Here is an 18,720-nt window from a genome sequence, read left to right as displayed (position 1 = left end):
CGTGTCAGGCGGTCTGTGGCACCGGCGTGGCGAACCGTTCCCGCAGGGCGGCCCCGTCCGGCTTGCCCGCCGGTGTGAGCGGCAGGGCGTCGAGCACCAGCAGCCGCTCGGGGTGCTTGCGGCGCTCCAGCCCGCGGCCGTCGAGATGGGCGCCCAGCTCCTCCAGCGTGGGCGCCCGCCCGTCCCGAGGCACCACGCAGGCCGCCAGCCGCTCACCCATCAGCGGGTCCGGCACCCCGACGCACACCACGTCCCGGATCAGTGGATGCGAGGCCAGCTCCACCTCGACCTCGGCGGGGCTGACGTTGGCGCCCCCTCGAATGACGATGTCCTTCAGTCTCCCGACGACACGCAGCGTGCCGTCCTTGTCCAGCAGCCCGAGGTCCCCGGTGCGCACCCAGCCGTCCGTCGTGCGGTACCGGGAGTCGAGCTCCGGGGCGCCCACGTAGCACAGCGGCGTCATCGGGCCGCGCGCGACGATCTCGCCGACCACACCGGCGGGCACCTCCTCCAGGGCGGGCGCGTCGGGGACCGCGATACGGATGTCCGCGACCCGCGGGTCCGGGCGCCCGGCCAGCACCCCCGGCCCCTCCGCACCCACGGGCTGTCCGGTCAGCCCCGTATGGCAGTTGACGCCGTCGGCGGACCCGTACAGGTTCACCACCGGGCAGCCGAAGACCTGTCGCGCCTCCTCGGCGGTGGCGGCGTCGAGCACCGAACCGCCCAGGACCAGCGCGGTGGGCGAGGGCAGAGTCCGGGGTGCCTCGGCGAGCCGGTCCAGCATCATCCGGATCATGGTCGGCACCCCGAGCACATGCGTCGGCTCGTGCTGGGCGATGGCGTCCAGGGCCGCCTCGGGCGTGAAGTGGTCGAGCAGCACGAGCGTGCCGCCGTGGCGGGCGAGCGCGACGGCCGTGCCATTGCTGCCGAACGCGGAGGCGAGCGGCACCAGGAACAGGCAGCGCGGCGGCCGGCCGCCCTCGGGTATGAGCGAGGCCAGGAAGTTTCCGCGGCCTCCGGCGAGCGCGTTGTGCGAGTACGCGATCATCTTCGGCTCCGCCTCGGAGCCGGAGGAGACCAGGATGCGTACGGCCGTGTCCGGGTCGGGGCGTGCCGGCCGGAACGCCGCCGGGTCCGTGCGCAGCAGGCGGGACAGCGGGACGCTGCCCTCGGGGACGGTGTCCGGCGGTCCGGCGGCGATCACCGTACGCAGGGCAGGGAGTTCGTCCTCCAGGGCGAGGAGGCAGTCGGCGAGGTGACAGCCCCGGTGTTCGGTGACGGTGATCACCGCGACCGCTTGCGAGCGGCGGAGCAACGAGGCGGCCTCGCGTACACCGCGCCCGACGGGGAAGGGTAGCGCGACGGCGCCGAGCGCTGCGAGCGCGAGATCGGCGATGACGGCGTTGCGGCCGGCCGGCAGCTGGACGCCGACCACGTCACCCGGCCGGATACCCAGCTCGGCGAGCCCGGAGGCCAGCGACCGGACCTTGCGGTCCAGGGCGGTGTAACAGAGCTTGCCCTTGGCGTCGATGAGGGCGGTGCGGTGGGCGTCGGCCATCTGGTGGGCCCGGTAGAGGCTGTAGAGGTCGAGGTCGGGGCAGGTGCCGTCGGCCGCCCACGAGCGGCGCAGCTGTGCGGGCAGAAGGTCGTTCAGGGTCACGGTCATGCGAAGCTCCAGGGGTCGGGAACAGCGGGAGCACCGTGCGCGTCCCGGCTGATCGAGCCGGCGAAGCGCGGGTCGTGGTGCAGGTCGGAGAGGTCGGTGGTGACGGCGGCGGCGGTCACGCCGTGGTCGCGCAGCCGGGCCAGCGCTGCCCCCGTGGGCAGGGCGCTCAGGTCGTGGGCGGCGGCCGGGGAGGCGTGGCCGTCCGCCGGGGCCACCCAGCCGTCGGCCGTCGGAAGCGGGCGGCGGAACCCGGCCGGGCGGCGTGGGTCGTGTCCCGCGGCGGCCCGTCGCCGGGCGGTCGCGGTGAGGATGTCGGCGGCGCCGAGCAGGGACGAGTCGACGCGTACGCCGCTGCCGGTGCGTTCGCGCAACAGCAGCCCCGCCAGCACCGCTTCCGCGCCGAGCAGCCCTCCGAGGACGTCGAGCAGGGTCATGAGCGAGGGCGCCGGCGGCTCGTCCACGGGGCGTACGGCTTCGCCGACGCCCGTGCGGGCCTGGACCATGAAGTCGGTGCCCATGGGAGCGCCGGGCAGCCGGTCCGCCCAGCCGCTCGTGTACGCGTACACAAGGGCGGGGTTGGCGGCGGCCAGGTGCTCGTGGTCGAGGCGGAGCTGGGTGGCCTTGCCGGGCGCCCAGTTGTGCAGGAACACATCGGCTTCGGCGGCCATGGCGACCAGTCGGTGGCGATCAGTGGGGGACTTGATGTCGATTTCGACGGCCCGCTTGCCCCGGTTGAGGGCCAGCCAGCGGGCGGAGACGCCGGAGCAGGCCGGCGGCATTCCGCGCAGCGGGTCGCCGCCGGGCGGCTCGATACGGACGACATCGGCGCCCAGCAGGCCCAGCAGATGTGCGGCCAGTGGTGCCTGGATGCGGCGGCCGGCCTCCAGCACGGTCATCCCGGCGAGCGGACCCTGTGCTGGGGCGGGCCGCCTGGTGTACGAGGCGTCGTGCGGCCGCAGTGACCAGGGCGGTGCGTCATCCATGGCCCGGCCGGCGAGGGGGTGGAGGGGGCAGGCTTCGGCGCCGGAGGTCTCGGCGGCGTACCGGATGCGCTCCCACGTGCTCGCCCGGGCGGTGGTGTGCAGGGATGCGGGGAAGGGCGCGCAGGCGGTGGCGTAGCGGAACTGGAACGGCCGCCATCCGGCCCGTATCGCCTGCTCCGGGGCATCGAGCGCCCGCCAGAAGGCCGCCCACGCACCCGGGTCGAGCGTCTCCAGTTCGAAGGCCGTGCCGTCCGCCGCCGTGAACGGCGGGCCTCCGGGGGCCACTTCCGCCGCCTCCCCCTCCTCGGCTCCCGCAGCGGCGAGGTACTGGGAGACCGCCAGCAGCCCGGCCCGGTCGGCGTACGTCGACACCCGCGTCACCCCGCCTCCGCGTGCCTGCGCGATCAGCCCGGCCAGCATGGCCTGCACGGTGAGCACGGCCGTGGCGGTGGCGGCGTAGTCGACGCCCAGTCCGCGCGGGCTGCCGTCGCGGCGCCCGTGGACCGCCATGATGCCGGTGGCCGCCTGCACCGTCGCTTCGTCGCACAGCTCCTCGGCCCGTTCGGACCATGCGGTACGCGCGGTGACGAAGCCCGACTCGGCTCCGCTGATGCTCATCTCCACACCGGCATGGCCGTCCGCTTGAGCGCCCAATAGCCGCAGATGCTCCGCGACGAGGCCGGCGCCGGGGCCCGGCTGCCCGGACGCCTCCAGGCGCAGCCCGTCGAGCGGCCGCACCGGCCGCGTGGTGGCTGGTGACGCCATGCTTCTCCCCCTCCTGGGACCTACGGAACGCGGGAACCAGGGAGTCGTCGCCTCCGACCAGTTCCACGGAGCAGGCAGTCGGACAGCCCTTCCCATGGGTTCCCGGAGAGCTGAAGGAATGTGATGGCACGGTATGAAGGGGGCCCTCAATGCCCGGCCGAAGTCGCCGGTCTGAGGGACCGTATCGCCGACTTCGTACGCGACCGGGTCATGCCGTGCGAGACGGTGCTCGACCGGGGCGGTCCCGAAGCGGCGGCCACGCTGCGCAGGCTCCAGGACGAGGCCAGGGAGCGGGGGCTCTGGGCACTGCCCCTACCGGCCGGTCTGGGCGGCCAGGGGCTGCCGCTCCTGTCGTACGCGCATGTCGCCGAGGCCGAGGGGGCCAGCGACCACGGGCCCGCCGCCCTGGGCTCCGCACCGCTGCTGGATGTCCTCATGCTCCGGCGGCACGGCAGCCCGGCCGTGCGCGAGCGGTACCTCAAGGCGCTGGTCGCGGGGGAGCGTCGCACGTGTTACGCGATGACCGAACCCGATGCGCCGGGCACCGATCCGTTCCTCACCGTGACCCGCGCCGAGCCGGGTCCGGACGGCCGCTGGACGGTGAGCGGCCGCAAGTGGTTCACCAGTGGGGCCGCGGACGCCGACCTGGTCACCGTCCTGGCCCGCACGGACGGTGCGGCGCCGGACCGGGACGGGCTGTCCCTGCTCCTGGTGCCCACCGGGACCCCCGGCTTCCGCGTGACGCGCGAGCTGCCGGTGTGGGGTGCGGCGGGCCAGGCGGAGTTCGAACTGGACAAAGTCGTGGTCGACGCCGACCATCTGCTCGGCGAGCGGGGGCAGGCGCTCGTCATCGCGGCCGAGCGTCTCCAACTGGGCCGCACGCTGCGCTCCTTGCGCTGGCTGGGCCAGGCGCGGCGCGCGTTCGACCTGATGAGGGAGCGGGCGATGACCCGTACGCGATCACGCGGACCGCTGGGGGATTTCCAGCTCGTCCAGCAGCACGTCTTCGAGGCGCTTCTCGCCCTGCGTACCACCCGCCCCCTGGTCTTCGAGGCCGTGGCCCGCCTCGACGCAGGACTGGACGCCCATGTGGAGGTGGGCCTCGCGAAGGTCGCCGCCGCGCGGACGCTCCAGCAGGTCGCCGACTCCGCGATCCAGGTGTACGGGGCAGCGGGCCTCGGCCCCGACACCCCCCTTCCGGCCCTCTTCCGCACGGGCCGCGCGGCGCGCATCCTGGACGGCCCGGACGAACTGCACATCGCGTCCGTGGCCCGGCGGGTCCTGCGGGACGACTGACCTACGCCTCACGGACGTCGATGAGCCCGGTCGTGGCGGCGAGTGCGTACGCCAGGAAGAAGGTCCCCCACACCAGCTCGTGCCGCACCGCGACACCCTTGGCGAGGTCGTAGCAGCCGTCGAGCAGCCGTCCGTCGTCCGTCAGGTGGACGCGGACGAGCTCGCCCAGCACCGCTTCGGCCTGTTCGTACCGGCCCAGCTTCAGGAGCGCCCACGCGGTGATCGCGGCGGCGGAGGTGTCGACGGGGCCGTCCGGCCGGTCCTCGTCGGCGAGCGGAACCAGCGGCCGGGGGATCAATCCGGGCGTGTCCGGGTGCCGCGCGGCCTCGGCCACCGCGAGCAGCAGCCAGGCACGCCCCCTGCTCCACCCCGGCGGCGGTTCGGCGCACGCCGACCACCCGGCTTCCGGGTCCCACCGTGACGCCGAACTGAACGGACCCTCGCCGCAGGACAGCCGCAGATGGGTCCGCAGATGCGACTCGGCCGCCCGCCTGTCCACCGTGGCCAGCAGCGGCACCATCCCGGGAACACCGTCGGCGCGCGCCAGCAGCCGCGGCCCGCCGAAGGCGGACCCCCACGGCACCAGCCCCAGTTCCGAGTCGTACGCCCCCAGGCATCTCCGGGCCGCCCGCTTCCGCAATCGCGTCGCCCGCTCGTCGCCGCCCGCAAGGGCCGTCCCGTACCAGAAGATGAGCCCACGGGTGGCACTGTCCGCGTCGGTCCAGTCCGCGAGGCGTGCGGTCACGTCGCTCGCCGCGTCCAGGTCGTACGCGGCTCCTGTGTGCCGGGCCCGAAGCCACAGCAGCCCGGCCCAGAAGCCGCCGGTCCACGACCCCCGCCCGGTCGTCGTCCACCGTCCCGTGTCCGGCTCGGCGAACAGCGGAAAACGGCCGGCGGTCGCCTCTCGCGTGGCCGCCACCCGGTCCAGCACGGCGGCGAGAGCCCGCCCGTGCAGCGTCGTCACGACTCCGCCCGGTGGTCCCGTACCGCCCACAGCAGCGCCACCGCACACGCCACCGCGAACTCCCCCGCCACCAGCAGCCAGCCGGCACCGTAGTGCCCGGCCTCGGCCAGCAGACCGAACAACGGCGGCCCGACCGCGAACCCGGCGAAGAACCCCGCCGACACCAGCGCCGAGTCCTGTCCGGCCCGGCCGGGCGCGGCGCGCTGCATCACCAGCACCATGGACACGGCGTTGCCCGCGACCGCGAACACCCCCATGGCCACCGCCGCGACCCACGCCAGCGGACGGGCGTGCGCCGCCACCATCAGGAGCAGCGCCGCGCCGACCGCGCCCGCCGCCAGTACACCCGGCAGCCACACGGCGCGCCGCGGTCGTCCGGCCACCTTTGACCACCCCACCCGGCCTGCGATGCCCGCCACACCGAGTACGGCGACGAGCGCGCCCGCCGCCGTCGGCCCCAGGGCGAGCCGCTGGACACCGTAGAGCGCCACGTACGTGTTGACGGAGGCGATTCCGCAGCCCAGCAACAGCGAGAACACCATCAGCCAGGCGATCATGCCCCGTGGCACCAGCGGGACGCGTACGCCTGCGGCCGCCGCCGGGCGGTCCACCGGCAGAATGCGTGCCGCCCACAGCGCCGCGACGGCCGCCGCGCCCGCCGCCACCCACACCGCGCCCCGCCACCCGGCGACGGCAGCCAGTGCGGCGAGGGGCAGCCCCGCCGCGAAGGCCCCCAGTTGCACGCCGGACTGCTTCAGGCCGGTCACCGGGCCGCGCCGCTCGGGGGGCACCACAGCCAGGATCGCCTTGTTGGTCGCGGGGTTGGCCAGCGCCTGCGGAAGCCCGCCCAACGCCACCGCGAGCAGCAACACCGAGGCGCCGGGAGCCGCGCCGATCAGCACCAGCGCGGCGGCCGACCCCGAGAACAGCGCCACCAGACAACGGCGCGGACCCCACCGGTCCACCACCCGCCCTCCGACCGGGGAGAGAGCGGCCGCCGCCCCGAAACCGATGGTGGTCGTCAGCCCCAACACAGTAGGGGAGATGCCCAGTTCGCCAACGAGACGCGGGCCCAGGGCTCCCAGCAGGAACAACTGCATCATCGAGAACGCCATGGCGCAGGTGAGCAGCGCCGTGAGAGCCCGGCCTCCGTGCTTCTCCACTGTCACTTCCGTTGCCACGGACGCCCCCTCCTTGCCTCCGCCCCATCCCGGGAGGTCTCCCGGGCGTCGACAGAAGTCGACTCGGGACCACCCCAAGTTCCCAGCCGTTCACGTGACTTGGCTCACAAGCGCGAGGCTGAGCGCGGAAGAAGATTTCTTCCGTACCGGACCTCGGATGCAGGTGGAACGGATGCGAGGATGTGGCCGTCATGAGTGGAGAGTGGGTGTCTCGCGCGGTACGGGCTGCGGTCTTCGCGGCCGTCTGCGTGCTGCTCGCCGCACTCGGCCACATCCTCATGTCGGAGTCCACCGTCCCGTGGTGGGCCTTGGCCGTGAGCACTCTGGCCGTCGGCGGGGTGGCGTGGGTCCTCGCCGGGTGCGAGAGAGGGCTGCTCACCGTCAGCTCGGTCGCTGTCGTGACCCAGGGGGCGCTGCACGCCGGTTTCTCCCTCGTTCAGACGACAGCACCGGCCCACACCAGCGCGCACATGTCTCCCGGATCCATGGACCACATGCATGTGCACATGGGCCACCCGGGCATGGCTTCTCACGACCCGTACGCCACCGAGTCCATGGGCCAGGCGATGCACGGCGCGGGCTCGATGTCCTCGACGGGCATGCTGGCCGCCCACCTGCTGGCGGCCCTGCTCTGCGGCCTGTGGCTCGCGCACGGCGAACGGGCCGCCTTCCGGATCCTCCGCGCCTGCGCCGGCTGGTTCGTCGCCCCACTCCACCCGCTGCTGCGGCTGCCCACACCGCCGCACCGTCCGCGTGTCCGTGCCCGCCGCGAACATCCGGTCCGCACGCCACACCGCCTGCTCCTCGTCTGTGCCCTCACCTTCCGGGGTCCGCCCACGGGGACCGCTGTCAGCTGACAGCCGGCTCCCCGAAGCCTCGCGCTTCGGGCACCGGCCGCGCGACGCATCGCGCGGCCGTACGACATCACCGGATCCACCCGACCGAGACCCAGCAGGCGGATCCGGACCGGAACTCCCAGAAGGACACCAGGCGATGACCCCTGCCCTGCTCTCGTCCACGCCGCGATGCACCAGCAGACAACGGCACGACGACGCGTTGATAACGTCATGGGCGCTCGCCGCCCGCAGCGGGGACCCCGAAGCGATCGACCGTTTCGTGCGGGCCCTGCAGCGCGACGTACGGCGCTACGTCACTTACCTCAGCGCCGACCCGCAAGCGGCCGACGATCTGACCCAGGAGACGTTCCTCAGAGCCCTGGGCAGCCTGCACCGCTTCGAGGGCCGTTCCTCGGCGCGCACCTGGCTGCTCTCCATCGCACGCCGCACGGTGGTCGACAGTCTCCGGTACGCCGCCGCGCGTCCCCGTCTTTCTGACACTGACGACTGGCTGTCCGCCGCGGAACGCGCCCAGGGCCGCGACGCACCCGGGTTCGACGACGGGGTGGCGCTCGCGGAGCTGCTCGCCCTGCTTCCCGACGAACGCCGTGAAGCCTTCGTCCTCACCCAGCTGCTGGGCCTGCCGTACGCCGAAGCCGCACTCGCCAGTGGCTGCCCGGTCGGCACGGTCCGCTCCCGAGTCGCCCGTGCCCGTACGGCACTGATCGAGCTGCTGTACGACGCCGAAGACGTCGGCGTACCCGGGAAACGACCGGCCCCGCCGTCACGGCGGGCACCGGTCCGGCCCGCCGAGCCCCTGTTGAGTTCCGCCGCCTGAGCCCGGGACGCCCTCGTCGCGCAATTGTCCAGCAGGACGAAGAGACTTCCATCGGAGCAGGCGCTGGAGCGGCTCGGTAGCGAGGCGTGGACCGAGCTCTAGCCACGCGGCATACGTGTGATCGCCACCATCGCCGCGTCGTCGCCCAGGCAGCCCTCGGGTGTGTGGGCCAGCAGGTCGTCGCGCAGGCGGCGCAGCAGGTCGGCCGGTCCGGCACCGGACCAGGCGGTGACCCGGTCGGACAGGGGGTAGAAGGCGCCGGACGCGTCGCGGGCCTCGATGACGCCGTCCGTGTACAGGAGAACGGTGTCACCCGGCTCGAAGGCGAAGGTCTCCGCGGCGAAGGAGGAGTCCACGAATTGGGTGAGCCCGAGCGGCGGGGCGGGGTGGGACACGTCGAGGGAGGTGACCTGTCCGTCGCGCAGCAGGAGCGGCGGTGGGTGGCCGCAGTTGACCAGATGGAGGGCCGGTGCGTCGTCGGGGACGTCGAGTACGGCCGCGGTGATGAATCCCTCGCTGTGGTCCGCCCTGCCGGAGCCGGCTGCTGCGGGGTCGTCCAGGTCCGACGTGACCGTTCCTTCCAGGTAGGTCACAAGCGTCGGGAGGTCGGTCTCCTGGTGTGCGGTGGCCCGGAAGGCACCCAGGACGAGGGCGGCGTCCCCGACGGCCTCCAGACCCTTGCCGCGTACATCACCGATGATGATCCGGGTGCCCCGCGCCGTACGGGCGGCGGCGAAGAGATCACCGCCGATCTGCGCCTCGGCCTCGGCGGCAAGGTAGACGCAGCCCACCCGCAAGGGGCCGATCCGGGGCGGCAGTGGCCGCAGCACGACCTCCTGGGCGGCCCGGGCGACGGAGCGCAGTTGCGTCAGTTGCTTCTCGTGTTGTTCGCGCAGGTGGGCGAAGAAAGTGACGAAGACGGAGATCAGGATCAGGGCGGTGAGCTGGAAGCTGTGGTTCAGGTCGGTCAGGCTGGTGCGTACGATCGCGACGACCGGCTGGGCAAGGACGGCGACCGCGCCGACGAAGCCGGTGGTGCGCGGACCGGCGAACGACGCCGTGATGGCGGGGGCCGCGGCGAGGAAGGGGCCGAGGTGGACCTCGGGCGGGGCGAGGATGTCGACCACCGTGACGAGCACGATGAGGGCGAGGGGTACCGCCAGCAGCGCATGCCCCGGCTCCCATGACCCGGCGCGACCGCGGGCCAGCCGTCCAGAACCCATGACTCCTGGATACACCCACTCGTGGCCGTCCACCTCCGCTGCCGCGGCGATTCCTTTTTGCTGACCACCACGGGGCAGCCGCATGAGATGTGGTGACTTCATGGGCCGTTCTCAGCAGGAAATCGAGATGGTCCGCAAGAAATCGGTGGGGGGCACCCGCCTCAGGCATATGGCCCTGCCAGCCGTGCGGTCTCGCCGCAGGCGGTCGAGGCTGGGGACGATCGCCGGACCGTTCGGCGGCCTGGACGAGCCCAGAGGGAAAAGGTCATGGACTTCAGCAAGCTGGCGTCTCCGTTGGCGGCGTCGTACGAGCGTTACGAGAGCGAGGGCCGCAGGCGGGCTCCGCTTGAGGGACAGGCCCGGATGCTGGGCCTTGTCTCGGTCCGGGAGCGGGCCAAGCCGCTACGCGTCGTGGTCTCGCTGGAGTGCGATCCGGACGCCTCGCTGGAGGACCTGGGCGAGGGGGTCGAACTCAACGAGGGCGGCAGGAAGGTGCGTACCGCCATCGTCGCGATGGACGCTCTTCAGCGGCTCACCGCGCACCCCGGCGTCAAGCGCGTGGTACCGGCCACCCAGCTGCGCCCCTGTCTGAATCGGGCACAGGAAGCGGTCGGCGTTCCGGCGTTCCGAACGAACTCCGGAATGACGGGCAAGGGTGTCGTCGTCGGAATCATCGACACCGGCCTCGACCCACTGCACCCGGAATTCAGCGGGCGGGTCGAGCGTATCTGGGACCAGACCATGCTCGGCGGCTCAGGTGTGCCGGAGGGCGGGTACGGGGCGGAGTTCTCCGGTGCCGCGCTGTCCGCGGCCACGTTGTCGCGGGACACCGGCGGTCACGGCACCCACGTCGCCGGGATCGCCGCGGGCGTGGAGGGCGTCGCGCCCGAGGCGCGGCTCGTGATCGTCAAGACCGACTTCCAGGACGCCCACATCATCGACGGCATCCAGTACATCTTCCGGGTCGCGCGCGACCTGGACATGCCCGCGGTGGTCAACCTCAGCCTGGGCGGGCACTTCGACTCGCACGACGGAACCGACCCGATGTCGCTGGCGATCGAGGAGGAGTCGGGCCCGGGCGCGATCGTCTGCTGTGCCGCCGGCAACGAGGGCGACGACGACCTCCACGCGCAGATCAAGGTCCCCGAAGGCACTGTCCGCTCGATCCCCTGTCACCCCGGCAGACTCTTGGACGCACCGGACATCTTCTGGCTCAATGGCTGGTACGGGGGCAGCGACCGGTTCGATATCGCCATGGCTTCCCCGTCGGGAGCGACGACTCCGTTCCAGTCCGTACTGACCTCCGGCTCGCCCGTGCGCACTTTCGATCTGCCGGAGGGTGCGGTCCAGATCGTCACTCCGGGCATCGACCCGGCCAACGGGGACATCAACTTCTTCGTGCAGGTGGAGCCGACGAGTTCCGGCACCGGCACAGCCCTGAGCAAGTGGCGGCTGCTGGTCCGCGGGGCGGCGGTGACCGACGGCACGATCGACGTCTGGGTGCTCGGCCGCTCGGACGCCCGGACGCAGCCGCAGTTCAGCGGCCCGTCCGTGCATGACGCGATGAAGATCGGCTCGCCCGGCGCCGCCTCGTCGGCGATCACCGTGGCCGCTTCCGCCACGCGCACGGAGTGGAGGGACTTCAACGGCGCTGACCAGCAGGCCCCGTGGCTGCAGCTCGGTGACATCGCGAGCTTCAGCAGCGAGGGCCCACGCCGGGACGGGGCGCACAAGCCTGACATCACCGCCCCCGGCGCCATGATCATTTCTGCGCTGTCCCGTGACGCCGTCGACCTGCCGCGCCACTTCATCACGAGCGACCGCCACGTCGCCTTCCAGGGGACCAGCATGGCCACGCCGTTCATCGCCGGGATCGGCGCGCTGGTCCTGCAACGCGACCCGGGCTGTGACCCCGGGAAGTTCAAGAACCTCCTGCGGGACAACGCCACGGTTCCCGGAGCAGGCCCGGGAGCCTTCGACCCCAAGTGGGGCCACGGTCTCCTCAACGCCGCCAACCTGTGACCATCGGCCAGTGGACTATCAGAAACTCGACACTTCCCTCGCCCTGGCCGTCGACGCCAAGGGCCGTGCCCCGGAGGCACGAGACCTGTCAGTGCTCGTACGCCTGGTGGCGCCGCCCTCGGACGTGCAGCTGGCGCAACTGCAGGGCGCCGGAGTGGACAGCGCGGCCGCGGGGCGCACGGTGGTGACCGGGACCCTCTCCCGCCGGGACGTCGAAACGCTCTCGGGCCAGCCCTGGGTGCTCTCCCTCACCCTGTCCGCCCAGCGGCGTCCGGCCGGTCCGGCCTGAGCCGCCGCACGTCTTGAACGACCGCTCCCGAACAGGGGCGTAACGGACCAGTTACCTCCGGATAGTTGACCGCTGAAGGGTGCGCCTCTAACGTTTCGCGTTCGGCGTTCGGAATGACATACGACGTACGAGATACCGGACGATTTGACGGAGTGTTGGGAGGACGGCGCGGGGGCCGGCCCCGAGGTGCGGAGACGGTGTGGACGAGCGGGCGGTACGGCGGCGGGTCGAGGCGGCGCGGGCAGGGGGCCGGCAGGCGATGGAGGACCTCGTCGCCGCCGAAATGCCGATCGTCTACAACATCGTCGGCCGCGCCCTGAACGGCCACCCGGACGTCGACGACATCGTCCAGGAGACGATGCTCCGCCTCGTCCGCTCCCTCGGCGAGCTCCGGGACCCCGCCCGCTTCCGCTCCTGGTTGGTGGCCATCGCCATGCGCTGCATACGCGACCGGGCCCGTGCCCGGCAGACCGCTCCCCTCCTCTCGGTCCTGGCCGATGAGCGCGAACCGGCCGACACCGGCGGCGACTTCGTGAACATCACCATCCTGCGGCTGGGCCTGGAAGGGGAGCGCCAGGAGGTGGCGGAGGCCACCCGCTGGCTGGACGAGGACGACCGGCAGCTGGTGTCGCTGTGGTGGCTCGAACTCGCAGGCGAGCTGAACCGGCAGGAACTCGCCGAGGCGGCCGGCTGGACCAAGCAGCACACCGCGGTACGCGTCCAGCGGCTCAAGGAGCGCCTGGAGACAGCACGTTGCCTGGTGCGGGCGCTGGGCGCCGCACCGCCGTGCCCCGGCCTGTCGGAGGTCACCGCCGACTGGGACGGCACCCCGGACTCGGTGTGGCGCAAGCGAATCGCCCGGCATCTGCGGGACTGTCCGCGCTGCGGACGGCCGGCAGCCGACACGGTTCCGGCGCAGCGGTTGCTGGTGGGGCTCGGCCTGGTCCCGCTGCCCGCCGGGCTCTCCCTGCACGCCCTGCACGTACTGGGCTCCGGCGGCACCGCCGCCCAGATGGCCGCAGCACCCGCGCCCCTGGCCGCGGATCCGGTCGGATGGCCGACTCAGCTGGTGCAGTTGCTGGCCAAGCCCGCCGTGGTCGGGGCCGCGGGAGTCACGCTGGTGGCCGGTGGCGCATTCGTCGTGTACGACCACGACGACGGGGCTTCCCGGCCGCCGCGCGCGGCCCAGGCCCCGACGTCCTTCCGTGCCCCCACCGCCTTACGTGCCCCGGACGCCTCGCAAGCCCCCACGCCCACCGGCAGCCCCACGCTCACCAGCAGCCCCACGCCCACCGCATCGGACTCGCCCCCGGCCGGCACCACTGCGTCGCGGACACCGGCCGGGCGCTACGGCACCGTCGTCGACACCGCCGACCGCGCACCGGACCCCCGCACGCCGCCCGCCGCGCTGCCGTACCGCCCCGAGTCCGGACTGAACACCTCGGCCGGGCCCAAGGCCGTCATGGAACACCGCGGCGACAACGTGACCCTGTCCGGCCGCGGCTACTTCCGGGTGCGCTGGCAGATCCTGCCCGCCGAACGCCCCGGATCCCTGGCCATGCCGACCTGGACCGGCCTCGACGGCAAGCTCTTCCACGTCGCCTCCGGCGGCGGCCGCCGCATGGACGACCAGAAGCCCGGTGTGCCGGACCGTCCGCACACCTGGATGGGCGCGCAGAGCACGGGCTTCACGGTGCTCCCGGCCGGTGCTCAACAGATGTGGCAGAACGAGTACTTCTACGTCGACGGGAAGGTCACCCTGCACCAGAACGAGCGCGGCGCCGACTACAACCTGATCGTCGAGCCCGCCACCCGGGCCGGGATCGACGACGACCTGCGCCGGCCGCCCGCACCGGACGAGGGGATCGTGCGCTACGGACTGGTGCGCGACAGCGGCACCGACTCGGCGCCCGTCCCGCAGTACCTCACGCGCGCCACGCCACAGGACCCCGCAGGGGTGGACCGGCGTTCCCGGGTGGTCCGGTGAAAGCGCCCACGTACCGGACGGAGCCGCCCGCCGGGGCCGTCGCCGACGCCGCTGCGGAGTTCCACGCCTTCTTCGAGCAGCACCATGCCGCCCTTGCCCGCCTCGCCCACCTGCTGACCGGCGACGCCGACGGCGCGGACGACCTGGCCGCCGACGCGCTGCTGGCGCTGTGGCACCGCTGGGACCGGGTACGCGCCGCCGAGCACCCGGCGGCGTACGCACGCGGCGTGGTCGCCAACATGGCGCGCAGCCGCACCCGCAGCGCTGTGCGGGAGCGCCGCCGGGTGACGCTCTTCTGGGCCGGCCACAGCGAGCAGACCGAGGGCCCGGACGTAGCGGCCGTGGTCGATGTGCGGGAGGCATTGCGCGGACTGCCGTTCCGCAAGCGGGCTTGCGTCGTACTGCGTCATGCCTTCGACCTCCCCGAGAAGGACGTCGCCCGGACCCTGGGAATCTCGGTGGGTACGGTGAAGAGCCAGACGTCCAAGGGGATGGCGGAGCTGCAGCGTCTGATCGGGCCGCAGCCGGCACGGCAGCACATACAGATGACCGTCGCGGACGCGGGAGGAGGAGCTGATGGACGACAGGCTGATGGACGGCGAGCACAAGGACGGCCGGCAGCGGGACGACGAGCTGCGCCGGCGACTGCGGGACGCGGCGGCCGCCCACCGGCCCGACCGCGAGCGGATGCTGGCCCGGGTGGAGCGCGGCATGGCCGGGCACGCGCCGCAGAAGACGTGGGCCGCCTGCCGCCCGGTGGCGCCCTGGCTGCGCATTGCGGGCGCGACGGCCGCCGTGGCCGGTGTTTTCGCGGTCGGCGGGTACGGCGTCGCCTCCGCGGTCCGGGGCGGTGAACCGAACCCGCAGACCGTGGCCACGACCCCGGCCGTTCCAGGTGTCCGACTTCGGCAAGCTGGTGCGCACCTGCGGCAACTGCTCCAAGCAGTACAAGCGCGCCATCATCGTGAATGACGTCGACGTCACCGCCCCGGGCAAGTCGATCGTCGGCATCAACACCAACTACGGTGACACGGCCGCGCTGCGCGACATCCGTATCCACGGAGACAGCAGCAGGAAGATCTCCACCTGCGACCGCTTCACCGGCAACAACACCGGCGCCGAGCCGACGAAGACGGGCAGCGGCCCGGACGGTACGTACTGCCGCTTCACGTCGGCGGACATCAGCTACAAGTAGGCAACCACTCCCGCACGTAGCCCTCGGCGGTGCGGCACGGCACCCACCCGGCCGTGCCGCACCGCGACCCGCTGGCCTGTGGCGTCGGTGGACCTGAAGGCGGGCGCCGTCACGCCGCTGTCCCAGCTGGGGCCGGTCGTGCGGAAGCGGCCCCGGAAACCGAAGTCGTCGAGGCCGCTTCCGCCCCCTGTCTCCGCCGCGCGGCGCAAAGGTTGCCGCGCGGCGGAGGATCCTGTCGGCGCTCAGGACACCACGGGCCAGCCGCTCTCCCATGTCAGGGTGTTGAGTCCCAGCTTGGGTGTTCCCTCGTCCTGCCCGTCGTAGTAGTGGTGGACGAGCACGTCGCGCCCGCGGTCGCGCATCACCGACTGACCGCCCGGCCCGATGTACCGGCCGTGCGTGGCGAGCACCAGGTCGCCGCCGCCCTCCAGCATCGGCTTGCCGCTGCTGTCGGTATAGGGGCCCTCGATGTTCGTGGACCGCCCCACCTTGATCTTGTACGTGGCGGTCAGGCCCGAGCAGCACGCGTCGTAGGAGTTGAAGAGGTACCAGTACGCTCCGTGCTTCACGAGCGTCGGCGCCTCGACCGCGTACGGCAGGTCGGGACGGGTCGCCAGATGGCGCACGGTCGTGTCGGAGGGGTCCGCGAGCCCCGTGCGCCGGTCCAGCTTGATCATGCGGATGCCGGTCCAGTACGAGCCGAACGCCATCAGCCTGCCGCCGTCCTCGACCACGTACGGGTCGATGGCGTTCCACGCGTCGCCCCGCTCGCTCGCGAACACCTTGCCGTGGTCGGTCCAGGTGCCGGGGCGCCCGGAGGCGGACGTGGCGAGGCCGATCGCCGAGTGGTTGGAACCCCAGGACGAGACGGCGTAGTACAGCCAGTACCTGCCCGCCCGGTAAGTGATCTCGGGCGCCCACGGGTCGGCCGTGTCGTTGTACCCGTACCACCACGCCGGCGGCTCGGCGAACGCGTCGGCCGCGGCCCGCTCCCAGTGCTTGCGGTCCTTCGAGACCCGGGCCTCCAGGCGGCCGTGCGTCGAATAGGCGACGTAACTCCCGTCCCTCAGGCGGATCATCGTCGGGTCGTGGATGACGGTGCCCCCGGTGACGGGCTGCGGGGCGGGGTAGTCGGCGGCCGTCGCGGTGGACGGCGCGAGGAGCAGGAACGCGTCGGCCAATGCCGCCACAGCGAGTCTCTTGCGCTGCACAGGAGGTGTTCCTTTCTACTGTCCGGCCAGGCCGGTGTGCGCCACACCGCTGACGATCTGCCGCTGGAAGAAGACGAACACGATGATCAGCGGAAGCCCGGCCATCAGGCCGCCTGCCATCAGCTGCGCCCACTGGATGCCGTAGGAGTTCATGACGGTCGCGATGCCGTTCGGCATCGTCATCAGGTCCGGTGATGTTGCGCAGCATCGGCAGCGTGATGTGCACCATGCGGTGCCAGGCGTTCGCACCGTCCAGAGACGCCGCCTCGTACAGATGCTGCGGGATGTTCTGCAGCGCCGCCAGGAACAGCAGGAAGCTGAAGCCGACCGTCCACCACAGGGTGGTGATCACGATGGCGATCACGGCGGTGGACTTCTGCGTCAGCCAGGGCGTCTCCAGGCCGAACACATGGTTGATCATGCCGGTGCAGGGATTGAACAGCCACTGCCACAGATTCGCGGCGACCGTGGACGGCAGCAGGAACGGGGCGAAGAAGCACAGCCGCCACAGCCACTTGGCGCGCTCGATGTGATGAGCGAGCACCGCGAGCAGAAACGCCAGAAGGACGATGCAGGGCACGACGAGCAAGGTGAAGTACGCGCTGTGACCGAGGGAGTCCCACATCAGCGGGTCGTCGAGCGCCTCGCGGTAGTTGTCCAGGCCGACGAATCGCTCGCCCACACCGGAGATGTTGGCGTCGGTGAAGCTCAGCCACAGGCCGTGCCCGATGGGCAGCAGCACGAACAGCGCGAACAGCGCCAGGAACGGGGCGACGAACCAGCCGCCGTGCTGGAACCTGCGCGCCAGGCGGGCCCGTGCCGAGTCGGCGTGCACCGCCGGCACGGGACGTACGACGGCCGGTGTGAGCGTGGTGTCGACGGCGCTCATGTCGCGGCACCTTCCTCGGCGATGGCCTTGCCCGCCATCGGGTTCTTCATGGTCAGCAGCTTCTCCAGTACGTCCTTCATGCGCCGGGCCGTCGCGTCGGGCTTGGCGGAGCCGACGTTGGAGGCGCGACGGCGGGGCCGATGCGCTGGGCGAGCAGGCCGGTCGACCCGGCGAACCAGGCGCTCGGCTCCACCGCCATGTGATCCATCGCGCAGACGTACTCGGCCTGCGGCTTCAGGGCCAGATAGTCCTTGTCCTCCAGCGTCGGCGCGTACGCCGGGATGTGGCCGCCCTGCGACCATGCCAGGGCGTTCCTGACGATGTACGCGGCCAGCCGGTGGGCGCCCTCGTTGGCGGCGCCGCCACGTGCGGCCTGGTGGGGCAGGACGAAGCAGTGCGACTCGGCGTGGGTGGCGGGTCTGCCGAAGACGGGCGGCAGTTCGGTGGCGCCGTAGTCGAGCTTCGCGCCGTTGAAGACCGGCACCGACCAGTTGCCCTCCCAGGTGAAGGCCGAGCCGTTGAGGAACATCTCGCCGTCGGCGATGCCGACCGGGGCGGTGTAGCCGTCGGTCACGTGCTGCCGCAGGAACTCCAGTACCTGGGTCGCCTTGTCGGTGTCGAAGGTGATGTCCTGGCCGTCGGCGCTCAGGCAGGTGCCGCCGAGCTGGGTGTAGAAGGACAGGAAGAACCACCACGAGAAGTTCGGCTCGCTCGCCTTCATGCCGAGGACCTGGAGGTTCCCCTTGACCGCCTTCTTGGCGGTTTTCAGGGTCTTGAACCACTCTTCGGGGGAGGAGACGGCCGTCAGGTTCCCGTCGTCGCCGAGCAGGCCGGCCTTCCCGCACACGTCGCGACGGTAGAAACAGAGCTGGGCGTGGATGTCGAGCGGAAGGCCGTACAGCTTGCCGTCGACCACCGCCCGCTTCCACAGCACCGGGTTGAAGTCCGCCTCCCGCACCCCGTACTTGCCGAGAAGCCCCACGTCCCAGGGGTCGAGCAGGCGGCCGGGCGCGAAGCCCGGTATCCGGCCCAGGTGCATGACGGCCAGATCGGGGGCCCGGTTGCCGGAGGCCGCCATGGCCAGTTTCGTGTAGTACGGATTGCCCCACTGCAGCGTCGAGTCCTTCACGTCGACCCGGGGATTGGCCCGGCGGAAGGAGTTCAGCATCGCGATCATGTTTACGCCGTCGCCGCCGCTGAAGAGATTCCAGTAGCGGACGCGTACGTCGGCGTCCGAGGCGATCGCGGAGGCGCTGCGGTTCGCGGCGGCGAGCCCGAAGCTCCCGGCTACGGCGAGGGTTCCTAGTCCGCCGAGCACGGTGCGGCGGCTCGGGAGAGATGGTGGCATGGCGGCTCGTTTCTTCTTCAGGGCGTG

Annotated in this window: 12 protein-coding genes and 5 pseudogenes; 8 read left to right on the top strand and 9 right to left on the bottom strand. The window is 72.1% G+C overall.

Going from position 1 to position 18,720, the window contains the following annotated elements; translation table 11 throughout:
- Window positions 1-4: 4 nt before the first annotated feature.
- Both J7E91_RS06375 and J7E91_RS06370 read right to left on the bottom strand, forming a co-directional pair.
- Window positions 5-1,666, bottom strand: coding sequence for a class I adenylate-forming enzyme family protein (locus J7E91_RS06375; protein ID WP_214899836.1), 1,662 nt, complete (start codon window positions 1,664-1,666; stop codon window positions 5-7).
- Complete coding sequence (locus J7E91_RS06370; RefSeq protein ID WP_214899834.1) at window positions 1,663-3,414, bottom strand: CoA transferase; 1,752 nt, start codon at window positions 3,412-3,414, stop codon at window positions 1,663-1,665. Before J7E91_RS06370 ends, J7E91_RS06375 begins: the two co-directional genes overlap by 4 nt.
- A gap of 123 nt (window positions 3,415-3,537) precedes the next feature.
- Here J7E91_RS06370 and J7E91_RS06365 point away from each other — a divergent pair, with 123 nt between their 5' ends.
- Window positions 3,538-4,710, top strand: a complete 1,173-nt coding sequence (locus tag J7E91_RS06365) for an acyl-CoA dehydrogenase family protein (RefSeq protein ID WP_214899832.1) — start codon at window positions 3,538-3,540, stop codon at window positions 4,708-4,710.
- A gap of 1 nt (window position 4,711) precedes the next feature.
- Here J7E91_RS06365 and J7E91_RS06360 read toward each other — a convergent pair whose 3' ends face one another.
- Both J7E91_RS06360 and J7E91_RS06355 read right to left on the bottom strand, forming a co-directional pair.
- Entirely contained in the window at window positions 4,712-5,674 is a 963-nt protein-coding gene (locus J7E91_RS06360) for a sugar ABC transporter permease (RefSeq protein WP_308376110.1), read from the bottom strand.
- A complete protein-coding gene (locus J7E91_RS06355) occupies window positions 5,671-6,789 on the bottom strand; it encodes an MFS transporter (protein ID WP_214900003.1) in 1,119 nt (372 codons plus the stop codon). The genes J7E91_RS06360 and J7E91_RS06355 overlap by 4 nt, the downstream gene beginning before the upstream one ends.
- Window positions 6,790-7,046: 257 nt before the next feature.
- Between J7E91_RS06355 and J7E91_RS06350 the strand changes: the two genes are divergently transcribed.
- Together J7E91_RS06350 and J7E91_RS06345 are read left to right on the top strand one after the other, a co-directional pair.
- Window positions 7,047-7,712: a hypothetical protein gene (locus tag J7E91_RS06350; RefSeq protein WP_214899830.1), complete on the top strand. Its 666-nt coding sequence runs from the start codon at window positions 7,047-7,049 to the stop codon at window positions 7,710-7,712.
- Window positions 7,713-7,848: 136 nt separating this feature from the next.
- Window positions 7,849-8,529, top strand: coding sequence for a sigma-70 family RNA polymerase sigma factor (locus J7E91_RS06345; RefSeq protein WP_214899829.1), 681 nt, complete (start codon window positions 7,849-7,851; stop codon window positions 8,527-8,529).
- Between the two features lie 98 nt (window positions 8,530-8,627).
- Here the strand turns inward: J7E91_RS06345 and J7E91_RS06340 are convergent, their stop codons facing one another.
- Window positions 8,628-9,752, bottom strand: coding sequence for a PP2C family protein-serine/threonine phosphatase (locus J7E91_RS06340; protein WP_214899828.1), 1,125 nt, complete (start codon window positions 9,750-9,752; stop codon window positions 8,628-8,630).
- A 267-nt stretch (window positions 9,753-10,019) separates the two neighbouring features.
- On the opposite strand from J7E91_RS06340, the gene J7E91_RS06335 reads away from it, so the two are divergent.
- From J7E91_RS06335 to J7E91_RS06315, 5 genes and pseudogenes are all read left to right on the top strand, one after another.
- The gene (locus J7E91_RS06335; protein WP_214899827.1) at window positions 10,020-11,774 is read left to right on the top strand and encodes a S8 family peptidase; all 1,755 of its coding nucleotides are present in this window, start codon (window positions 10,020-10,022) and stop codon (window positions 11,772-11,774) included.
- A gap of 10 nt (window positions 11,775-11,784) precedes the next feature.
- Window positions 11,785-12,063, top strand: a complete 279-nt coding sequence (locus J7E91_RS06330) for a hypothetical protein (RefSeq protein ID WP_214899826.1) — start codon at window positions 11,785-11,787, stop codon at window positions 12,061-12,063.
- Window positions 12,064-12,262: 199 nt separating this feature from the next.
- Window positions 12,263-14,050: a sigma-70 family RNA polymerase sigma factor gene (locus J7E91_RS06325; protein WP_374224636.1), complete on the top strand. Its 1,788-nt coding sequence runs from the start codon at window positions 12,263-12,265 to the stop codon at window positions 14,048-14,050.
- Window positions 14,047-14,631: pseudogene (locus J7E91_RS06320) on the top strand (SigE family RNA polymerase sigma factor); the annotation flags it as partial. The gene J7E91_RS06325 and the pseudogene J7E91_RS06320, both read left to right, overlap by 4 nt.
- A gap of 308 nt (window positions 14,632-14,939) precedes the next feature.
- Window positions 14,940-15,245: pseudogene (locus J7E91_RS06315) on the top strand (pectate lyase); the annotation flags it as partial.
- 242 nt (window positions 15,246-15,487) lie between these two features.
- Here the strand turns inward: J7E91_RS06315 and J7E91_RS06310 are convergent.
- The 4 genes and pseudogenes from J7E91_RS06310 to J7E91_RS06295 form a co-directional block, all read right to left on the bottom strand.
- Window positions 15,488-16,456: an arabinan endo-1,5-alpha-L-arabinosidase gene (locus J7E91_RS06310; RefSeq protein ID WP_214899825.1), complete on the bottom strand. Its 969-nt coding sequence runs from the start codon at window positions 16,454-16,456 to the stop codon at window positions 15,488-15,490.
- Between the two features lie 15 nt (window positions 16,457-16,471).
- Window positions 16,472-16,670: pseudogene (locus tag J7E91_RS06305) on the bottom strand (carbohydrate ABC transporter permease); the annotation flags it as partial.
- A 48-nt stretch (window positions 16,671-16,718) separates the two neighbouring features.
- Window positions 16,719-17,081: pseudogene (locus J7E91_RS37230) on the bottom strand (carbohydrate ABC transporter permease); the annotation flags it as partial.
- A gap of 260 nt (window positions 17,082-17,341) precedes the next feature.
- Window positions 17,342-18,693 (bottom strand): annotated as a pseudogene (locus J7E91_RS06295) (extracellular solute-binding protein).
- Window positions 18,694-18,720: the final 27 nt, after the last annotated feature.

This window comes from Streptomyces sp. ISL-99 (assembly GCF_018614005.1).
Lineage (GTDB): Bacteria > Actinomycetota > Actinomycetes > Streptomycetales > Streptomycetaceae > Streptomyces > Streptomyces flavidovirens.
The sequence above is the reverse complement of the archived record's forward strand: the minus strand, read 5'-3'. Positions and strand labels throughout refer to the sequence as shown.

Excerpts from the sequence above, each read along its gene's own strand:
- J7E91_RS06375 (WP_214899836.1), bottom strand. The coding sequence starts at position 1,666 with ATGACCGTGACCCTGAACGACCTTCTGCCCGCACAGCTGCGCCGCTCG.
- J7E91_RS06370 (WP_214899834.1), bottom strand. The coding sequence starts at position 3,414 with ATGGCGTCACCAGCCACCACGCGGCCGGTGCGGCCGCTCGACGGGCTG.
- J7E91_RS06365 (WP_214899832.1), top strand. The coding sequence starts at position 3,538 with ATGGCACGGTATGAAGGGGGCCCTCAATGCCCGGCCGAAGTCGCCGGT.
- J7E91_RS06355 (WP_214900003.1), bottom strand. The coding sequence starts at position 6,789 with ATGGCGTTCTCGATGATGCAGTTGTTCCTGCTGGGAGCCCTGGGCCCG.
- J7E91_RS06350 (WP_214899830.1), top strand. The coding sequence starts at position 7,047 with ATGAGTGGAGAGTGGGTGTCTCGCGCGGTACGGGCTGCGGTCTTCGCG.
- J7E91_RS06345 (WP_214899829.1), top strand. The coding sequence starts at position 7,849 with ATGACCCCTGCCCTGCTCTCGTCCACGCCGCGATGCACCAGCAGACAA.
- J7E91_RS06340 (WP_214899828.1), bottom strand. The coding sequence starts at position 9,752 with ATGGGTTCTGGACGGCTGGCCCGCGGTCGCGCCGGGTCATGGGAGCCG.
- J7E91_RS06335 (WP_214899827.1), top strand. The coding sequence starts at position 10,020 with ATGGACTTCAGCAAGCTGGCGTCTCCGTTGGCGGCGTCGTACGAGCGT.